Genomic DNA, 9,243 nt, shown 5'->3' with positions numbered 1-9,243 from the left:
AAGCGGTACGCGAGCTGGGTTCAGAACGTCGTGAGACAGTTCGGTCCCTATCTGTTGTGGGCGCAGGAGATCTGAGGGAAGCTGTCCTTAGTACGAGAGGACCGGGATGGACCTGCCAATGGTGCACCGGTTGTTACGCCAGTAGCATAGCCGGGCAGCCAAGCAGGGATCGGATAAGCGCTGAAAGCATCTAAGCGCGAAGCCGAGCCCAAGATAAGATCTGCGGTATATAAGACCCCTTGAAGACGACAAGGCGATAGGCTGGAGATGGAAGCGAAGCGATTCGCGGAGTTGGCCAGTACTAATCGGTCGAAAGCTTAATCTAAGATTCGAGAAAGCTATACGCAAGAAGCCACTACGAAACCAACGATCGCGTTAGATCGTTATGCTGGAAGACTGATGTTTGTTTTTGGAAGATCCATTCAAAAAATCTAAGTATGGTGGCGATAGCCTGCAGGATACACCCAGAAACATATCGAACCTGGCCAGTTAAGCTGCAGAACGCCGACAATAGCCGCAAGGCAAAGATAGGAAGCTGCCAGACAAAATGAAATCCCCGAAGGATAAAGGAGAAATCCGATATCGTTCGGGGATTTTTCGCTCCGGGGATAAACTATCCCATAGAGAGGGATCCTTACAGCTGCCTTCAGCAGACGGGATCGAACTCGTTTAGAGAATAAGGGGTTGAATGTATGGCGGATAAAAAAACTTTAGCTTACTACCAGGATCATGCGAATGAATTTGTGCGGGACACCAAAAATGTCTCCTTTGGAAAGGTTCAAAGCCGTTTTCTGGAAAAACTCCCCAAAAAAGGATTGATTCTGGATTTTGGATGCGGCACCGGTCGGGATTCCCTCGCGTTTTCGAAGGCGGGATATGAGGTGGATGCTGCGGATGGCTCCCCGGCTATGGTCAATCAGTGCCGCGCATCCGGAATGGATGCACGTCTGCTGCTTTTTGAAGATCTGAAGGCGCGGGACACGTACGACGGCGTATGGGCCTGCTCGTCGCTTTTGCACTGTTCCCGGGACGAACTTTCCAGAGTGATTCCGAAGGTTTTCCAGGCGTTAAAGCCCGGAGGATGGTTTTACTGTTCCTTTAAATATGGAGAGTTTGAAGGCGAACGAAACGGGCGTTTTTTCTGTGATCAGACAGAATCTTCACTTTTGCCCCTTCTGAAATCCGCCGGATTTGGAGACACCGAAATGTGGCAGAGCAGGGATGTTCGACCCGGCCGATCCGAGCAGATCTGGCTGAACGCATTAAGTCAGAAGAAACCTCTGTAGAAAATACCGAAAGAGGAATGAAAGACGGTTTGATTCTTCCTGATCCTGTTTCTGAACGGAAGAGTTCAACAGAAAATCTTCGCCGGACGGATACAGAGTACGATTTCATGAAGCAGAGGACGATCGTCAAAGCAGAGTCCTCTGCTTTTCCGTTTGGCTTATCTGCAAAACAGAATCCAGCGAAATCTTTGGAATGCCAGCCGGATTCTTACCATTCTGGGTACCGTATATTGAGAGAGTCTGGCATAAATAGAAGAGGCAGACGATTTACGAGGAAAGGAGGAGGCGAAAATGAATTCTGAATTTTTCAGCGGCGGTCCAGTAATCAAAAACCAGATCCTGCCCTTTTTGAATCAGATAAGCGAACAGGCAGATGAAATTGAACTGGCTGTCTCCTTTGTCCGGCTTTCCGGTGTTCGCCTTCTGCTTCCGCTTTTTCGTAAACTGCGTGAAAAGAAGACGAAGATCCGACTGTTATGCGGAACGTATATGGGTATTACAGAACCCGCGGCTTTGCACGTCCTCCTGCATGAACTGGGGGATACCGCCCAGCTGCGGCTGTTCAATAATCCGATTGTTTCTTTCCACCCCAAATGCTGGATTTTTCATTGTTTGGACCATATGGAAATCCTGATTGGAAGCTCAAACCTTTCCCGTTCTGCGCTCACTTCCGGAATCGAATGGAACTACGCGTTCTCTTCCCAGGGAAACGAAAAAAGTACAGAGAAAATTGTGAAAAGTTTTGAAGATCTCTGGTCTTCCAGCATTTTGCTTACGGAAGATTCCATTGAGGAATATCAGCTGGACCGGGAACCGTTTCAAAGCGGGCAGTGGATGGATCTGTTCGCAGCAGAAGATCAGAATCCGGAAGAAGGAAACGAAATTCGGGTGGAACCGAATGCTGTACAGACCGAAGCTTTATACAGGCTGGAAGAAACGCGGCAGAAAGGACAGCAGCGCGCTTTAGTTCAGGCAGCAACGGGAACGGGGAAAACTTTTCTTGCTGCTTTTGATTCTCGAACCTTTGAACGCGTACTTTTTGTCGCGCATCGCCGCGAAATTCTTGCGCAGGCCGCCAAAGCCTTCCATACCGTTCGTCCTGACGCCTCTATCGGCTTTATTGAAGGGGATCGGAAAGAACTGGATCGGGATCTGGTGTTTGCTTCGGTTCAGACACTTGCCAAACCCTGGCTTCTGAATGAAGAAACGCTTCCGTCCGATTCTTTTGACTACATCGTGGTTGATGAGTTTCATCATGCGGCAGCGAGGCAGTATAAAAAGATCCTTTCCTATTTCCATCCAAAATTTCTTTTAGGACTGACGGCTACGCCCTATCGTCTGGACGGCCGTGATCTGTATATGCTTTGCGACTATAACGTCCCCTATCAGATGAATTTGTTTGACGCGATCGCACAGGGATATCTGAGTCCGTTTCGCTACTATGGCATTTACGATCCGACGGATTACGAAAATGTCAAAATCCGAGGCATGCATTTTGACGCGGCGGCTCTGGAGCATACGTACGATCAGAATCTGGAACGCGCTTCTCTCATTTATCGCCATTATCAAAAGCATCCTTCCTCACGCGGACTTGGCTTTTGCATTACCCGAAAACATGCCCGTTTTATGGCGAAGTATTTCCAGTCCAAAGGCATTCCCTGCGCTTCCGTCGTATCTGATCCGGACCTTTCGGAAACATCTACGGATATGGATCGGGAAAGCGCGTTGAAAAAACTGGTAGACGGCGATCTGAAGATTTTGTTCAGCGTCGATCTGTTCAACGAAGGAACCGATATTCCAAACCTGGATCTTGTCATGTTCCTTCGCCCGACCGAGTCGGCGGTCGTATACCTGCAGCAGCTGGGCCGCGGTCTGCGCAAAGCTTCGGGGAAAGACTATCTGACGGTTCTGGACTTTATCGGAAATTACAAAACTGCGTCCTTTGGTCCATCGCTTATCGGCGTGAATCCGGGAACGACTGGGGGAAAAGATAAAGGTTCAGCCAGTTCAGTTCCTCGAAACTGCGTCGTGGATTTTGATCTGGAGCTGATTGATCTTCTGAAAAATCTGGCGAAGCGCAAACAGTCCCGCCTCCAGATTGTACAAGGGCTGTTTTATGACGCGAAGGAAAGTCTTGGCCATATTCCGTCTCGAATGGAACTGCGTCAGGCGCTCAGCGATGAAGATCTGGAATACTGTATGAAGGATGCCAAAATCAGTCCGTTCCACAATTACCTGCCTTTTCTCGATTCCATGCACATTTTAGACGAAAAGCAGCAGGCGTTTATGCGTTCGCCGGCTGGGAAATTTCTACATTTGATGGAAACTACCAAAATGTCCCGAGTATATAAGCTGGCCGTACTGGAAGTTCTTCGACAAAGTCTGCTCAAAAGCGGAACTATTGCGTCCAGCTATTCGCCAGAAGACGTGCTTCAGGCATGGAAAACCTTCTTTTCAAGGGGAACACGCTGGTCCGATCTGGATGTCGCTTCACGCAATGCGTTTGATCAGATTACGGATGCGGCGCATTTGAAAAAGATCCGCGAAATGCCAGTTAAGCATTTGCTGCTCTCTTTTGATGGGCTGATCAAAAAGTCCGGGGAAGATATGATCACGCTGGACAGCTCTCTGAATGAATACCTGGATTCCCCCTGGTTTCAAAAACAGATTCTGGATATTCTCGACAGTCGAAGCGACGAGTATTATGCATCCCGGTTTGAAGATACAGTTCGCAAATCCACAAAGAAAAAGAATTCAAAATAAAGAATAGAAAGCGTCGGCTGCTCGAGTTTGAGCTGGCCGGCGCTTTTGGCATGGAAGTTCATCCCTATTCCAGAGCCGGCATTCTATGCCGTAGCGGGTTGTGCTTTGCCGGGGATGAGAGCTTTGGCTTATTCCTTTGCGACGGATGGATTTTCACGTCTGTTTTCGCACTATTGGAGAAAATCCTTCAAATGACTAAAAGAAGCATGTATTTCAGTAAAAGTTTACTCGTATACTCTTTAGTGTAAGCGCTTAATTTGAGCAAAGGAAGGAGAAACAATGAAACTGAGAAAAAGCATTTCGGCGCTGTCCTGCGCCGTGCTTGCTCTTGGAATTCTTCCCCAGAGCCCTCTGCAGTCTCCCCATGCAGATGCTGGCCGCGGAGGAAGATACTGAATCGCAGAATCTGGCTTTGAACAGGCCGATCACCGCTTCCGACAGTGAAAGCGGCAGTGAAGCCCAGAAAGCCGTCGACGGCGATTCCAATTCCTGGTGGACGACGGTTGGGCCTGCCTGGATTCAGGTTGACCTGGAATCGATCTGCAAGATCGATCGGATCAATCTCATGGCCTGGTTTAACCCGGATGAAGGTCATGCGAACCGCTACTACGAATATAAATTCTTGGCAGTACGACCGGTGAAGAAGGATCCTTTACAGTTCTTGCGGATCATACAGGAACGGCCAATCGAACCTGGAACACGCCGGAAGGAGAAAGCGATTCGTTTACGGATGTCAAAGCCCGTTACATTCGCATTGAATATACGGCTACTCATGCCGATACTCCGCCCAACAACCATAACGCCCATCTGAAGGAACTGCAGGTCTTTGGATCGATCTGTCTGGATGAACTGCACGATCTGGTTCCGTATTCTTCGATCAGTGCGAGCAGTTCGGAAGAATGGTATCCGGCCGAAAATGCCGGAGACGGCGATCTGGATACGTATTGGGGCGCCGAAGGCGCATCGGGTCTGTGCGTCGATTTAAACTGTGTCTTCGATCTGAGTTCCATTCAGGTTATTCCGTATTTCGCGGATGACCGCTCTTACACGTATGAGGTGTACACGAGTCTGGATGGCCGCGACTACACTCTGTATGGCGAAAAGAAAGACCAGACACCCCAGACCCGGGATGGCGAAATGTTTACCAAAGATGCGGAAGGCGTTCGCTATGTGATGATCTCCATGCTGACAAATACGAAGAACCCTTCCGTTCATATCAATGAAATTCACATTATCGGAAAACAGAGTACGTCGGTAACGCCGCCGGTCGATGAAGACGAAAACAACCTGGCTTTAAACCGCCCGGTTTATGTGTCCAGTCAGCAGGACGGCATGAATAAGGAAAATCTGACTGACGGCGACAATTACACCGCCTGGGCTCCAAAATTCTGCCCGGCATACGCCCAGATTGATCTGGAACGCAACGTTAAGCTTTCGGCGATTCAGGTGATTCCGCCGGTAACGATGGGATCGGAAGAATACGCGCAGTATTCGGTTTACGCCTCTCTTGATGGCGAGACGTACGATCTGGTCGGTCAGAAAAACGATACCAAACCGAGTCCGACTGCCGGCGAACGCTTTGCGATCGATTCCTAAGAAGCGCGAGACATCCGCGTCCTTGTGGAATACTGCTCCACGCAGGATACACTGCCGATCAGCGAAGTCCGTGCCTATGGCGAAGAAACGGATAGCGAACTGCAGTCGCCGGATACCATTTCCATTCCGGATTTTAAGGATACCGATTATGCCGCACCCTTAACGCAGGAAGAAACGCTGCGTGAAGTTCGCAATCTTGTTGGACGAACAGTCGGCGAAAGCTATAACGACTGGTTTGAGTTTGTACTCGATGATGCAAAGTCGAGTGGACTCGACTGGTATGAAATCGACATGCACAACGGAAAAGTGCGTATTCGAGGCAATAAAGGTCTGTCTCTGACGACTGGTCTGAACTATTACTTCAAGTATTTCTGCAGCGTGCAGATTGCCCGACAGACCCGTCAGGTGAAAATGCCGGCGGAAATTGTGGAAGTTCCCAGTACGATCCGCAAGGAAAGTCCCTATGAAGTCCGCTACGCGTACAACTACTGCACGCATTCCTACAACATGGCCTTCTGGGGCGAAGACGAGTGGCAGAACGAACTCGACTGGCTGACCCTCAACGGCTACAACACCGTTCTGGATATTACCGGTCAGGAAGAAGTCTGGAGACGCTTTTTAGGCGGACTCGGCTACAGCGAACAGGAAGTTCGCGACTGGCTGGTCGGACCAGGCTATCTTGGCTGGATGTACATGGCCAACGTGGAAAACATCAGCGGCCCGATTCCGCACGACTGGTTTGAAAAAAGCACAGAACTTGCCCGGCATAACCAGCGTTCCATGCGCGCTTTAGGCATGACGCCGGTTTTGCAGGGATATTCCGGCATGGTGCCTACGAACATCACGTCCAAGGATTCCTCGGTAGAAATCATTGATCAGGGATGGTGGAACGGCATCCAGCGTCCGGCTATGCTCAAAACCAATACCGCCACGTATGACGACTACGCAACCAGATTTTATCAGGCGCAAAAAGAAGTGTACGGCGACTGGGCCCACTATTATGCGACCGACCCCTTCCATGAAGGCGGCAACACCGGCGGCATTGGCCGGGACACCGTCGGATGGGAAGTTCTCGACGCAATGAAGAAATACGATTCGAACTGTGTCTGGGTTATCCAGTCCTGATCTTTTGAATCCGATCTGCTTTCCTGGATTTCCAGCGAAGAAAAACAGAACAATATCCTGCTGCTCGATCTGGATGGAACCCGCAATGCCAAATTTGACGATACGAACGAATTCGCCGGAAGCAGCTGGACCTATTGCATGCTGGAAAACTATGGCGGCCGCGTCGGCCTTTGCGGCAACCTGAAAAAAATCGCCCAGATTCCAGGCCGTGTCCGCAAGGGCACCAGCCACATGGTCGGCATGGGCATCGCTCCGGAAGGTACGGGCAACGATCCGGCGAAATACGATCTCTGGGGCGAAATGATGTGGGAAAGCGAAGACATCGATGTGGAAAAGTGGCTCGACAGCTACATCGAGCGCCGCTACGGTGCGGTAACGACGGACGCCAAAGCGGCATGGAAAATTCTTCTGAATACCGCCTACTCCGATCTTGAATACTTCAAGACACCGCCAGAATCCATCTTCTGCGCCATGCCGCACTTTGATGCGTCCAAGGCAGCGCCAAACGGTTCGTTTGACCGTCACTACAATATTGCGCAGTTTGAAAACGCCCTTACGTTGCTGATGAAGGACTATGACCGCTTCAAAACGAGCGAAGGCTATCAGTTCGATGTGAATACGCTGCTTCGCCAGTGCGTCGCCAACAGCGCCTACCCGGTTTATCAGGAATTCACATCGGCCTACCGAAACAGGAACGTATCCGAGTTTGATCAGGCGTCTGCTGAGTTCCTCGACCTTCTGGATTTGCAGGAACAGGTGCTCAACTCGAACAAAAACTCGATGCTTGGAAACTGGCTCGAGCCGTCCAGAAAAGCCGGCGAAAGCGAAGATGATTTCACGAAGCGTATTTATGAAATGAATGCGCGCGGTCTGATCACGACCTGGGCACCGTACTACACCTGGGGCGTTTACGATTACGCCAACCGCGAATACGGCGGTCTGCTCAAAGACTATTACGGTGCACGGTGGACCACGTGGATTGACCGTCTGAGCAAGGATATTCATGGCGACCAGACGTGCAGTGTAGAAAATATGAGCAGCAAGGAATCCTATCGCTTCGCCTGGGATTTCTGCCGCAGCGATACCGTCTATTCCAATGAACCGAGCGGCGATGTCAAAGCTCTCTACAATCGTTTCGTTACCAGCTGCTCGCTCAATAAGCCGGTCGATTCTCTCGTCAGCTACATGTACACGATCGATACCGGAACGCATAAGATTTCTAAAGTTCCCGTACAGACTACGAAAGCAGTCTTCCTTTCCAACGTGATCATGCCTGAGGGTTCCACAATTGCCATCACCCGCGGTTCGAAGACCCTTGACGACGAGGATCTTCTGGAAAAGGACGATCAGATTCTGCTCACCCTTTCCAATGGAACGAAGCTGACGTACACGATTGGCGAACTCGTTGTTCCTACAGATTTCTCCCGCCTCGATACGCTGATGAAACAGGCCCAGTCGCTGATTGCCTCCGATTACGACGCCGAAGCCTGGGCTGCGTTCAACACTGCTCTGACCGATGTCAACGTCGTTTACGTCAACCCCGAAGCGTCCCAGGAAGAAGTGGATGCAGCCTGCACCCGACTGGAAGACGCTCTGGATCAGCTGGAAGCCATCTTTGCCGACTACACCGCGCTCGACGCTCTGGTTCAGGAAGCGGACGCTCTCGATCCGGATGACTACGCGAATTTTGAAGACGTTCAGAACGCTCTGGATGCCATCGTAAGAAATCTCCCACGCTCCAGACAGAAGGATGTCGATGCGATGGCCAGAGCCCTGCAGTCCGCTCTCGATGGACTGCAGAGAAAAGACGATCCGTCCCTTGTCTTTGACTATTCACTCCTGGAGACTCTCTGCGATAAAGCCGAAGCACTTGATCTTACAGACTATGCTTCAGCCGGTCAGGAAGAATTCACGTCTGTCCTGAACGCGGGCAAGGCTCTTATTCGTCACGCGTCTTCACAGAAGCAAATCGACGATGCGGCCAAAGCACTCCATTCAAGCCTTCTCGATCTGCGTCTTCTCCCCGACAAAGAAGCGCTGGCAAGTCTGAATCCGGACTGATTTTTCCAATCGAAAAACAATATCTTTTCGAATAAAGGCGCCCATCCTGAGCACATCAGGACGGGCGCCTTTCCTGCGTTTTGTCCCAAAAATCCTATGTGAAGCTGAACGAAAAAATCACAAATAAAGCTTGCGTCCGGAGAGAGGGCATGCTATTCTAACGGAGCGCTTTTCGAAAGAGAACTTTTGAAAAGTCGAAAAAGGACTTTATCTATCGCATAAAATTCATAAAGTGAAAATATTAAAAATATTCACAAAAAGAGTTGACGCGATCAAAAAGCCATGATAAACTAAATGAGCCTTGTGAGGGAACAATAAATATTCACAAGACAAATCCTGTCCATCGAGGACAGGGAAAAATGGATCTTTGAAAAACGAGCATCAGTAAGAAGACATAACAGAAGGTCTAACG

5 protein-coding genes, 1 rRNA gene and 1 pseudogene are annotated in these 9,243 nt (G+C 50.0%); all 7 read left to right on the top strand.

Annotation, left to right across the window (positions count from 1 at the left end; genetic code table 11):
- Positions 1-325, top strand: a 23S ribosomal RNA gene (locus ACLUYS_RS08175); the annotation flags it as partial.
- Between the two features lie 367 nt (positions 326-692).
- Entirely contained in the window at positions 693-1,286 is a 594-nt protein-coding gene (locus tag ACLUYS_RS08170; RefSeq protein WP_412659570.1) for a class I SAM-dependent DNA methyltransferase, read from the top strand.
- A 291-nt stretch (positions 1,287-1,577) separates the two neighbouring features.
- Entirely contained in the window at positions 1,578-4,049 is a 2,472-nt protein-coding gene (locus tag ACLUYS_RS08165) for a DEAD/DEAH box helicase family protein (RefSeq protein ID WP_412659569.1), read from the top strand.
- Positions 4,050-4,413: 364 nt separating this feature from the next.
- Complete coding sequence (locus ACLUYS_RS08160; RefSeq protein ID WP_412659568.1) at positions 4,414-4,860, top strand: discoidin domain-containing protein; 447 nt, start codon at positions 4,414-4,416, stop codon at positions 4,858-4,860.
- Complete coding sequence (locus ACLUYS_RS08155; RefSeq protein WP_412659572.1) at positions 4,797-5,645, top strand: discoidin domain-containing protein; 849 nt, start codon at positions 4,797-4,799, stop codon at positions 5,643-5,645. The genes ACLUYS_RS08160 and ACLUYS_RS08155 overlap by 64 nt, the downstream gene beginning before the upstream one ends.
- 24 nt (positions 5,646-5,669) lie before the next feature.
- A pseudogene (locus ACLUYS_RS08150) lies at positions 5,670-7,070 on the top strand (alpha-N-acetylglucosaminidase); the annotation flags it as partial.
- Positions 7,071-8,831: an alpha-N-acetylglucosaminidase C-terminal domain-containing protein gene (locus ACLUYS_RS08145; RefSeq protein ID WP_412659571.1), complete on the top strand. Its 1,761-nt coding sequence runs from the start codon at positions 7,071-7,073 to the stop codon at positions 8,829-8,831. It abuts the pseudogene before it with no gap.
- The last annotated feature ends 412 nt before the right edge of the window (positions 8,832-9,243 follow it).

Source organism: Allobaculum sp., assembly GCF_047010065.1.
GTDB lineage: Bacteria > Bacillota_I > Bacilli_A > Erysipelotrichales > Erysipelotrichaceae > Allobaculum > Allobaculum fili.
The sequence above is the reverse complement of the archived record's forward strand: the minus strand, read 5'-3'. Positions and strand labels throughout refer to the sequence as shown.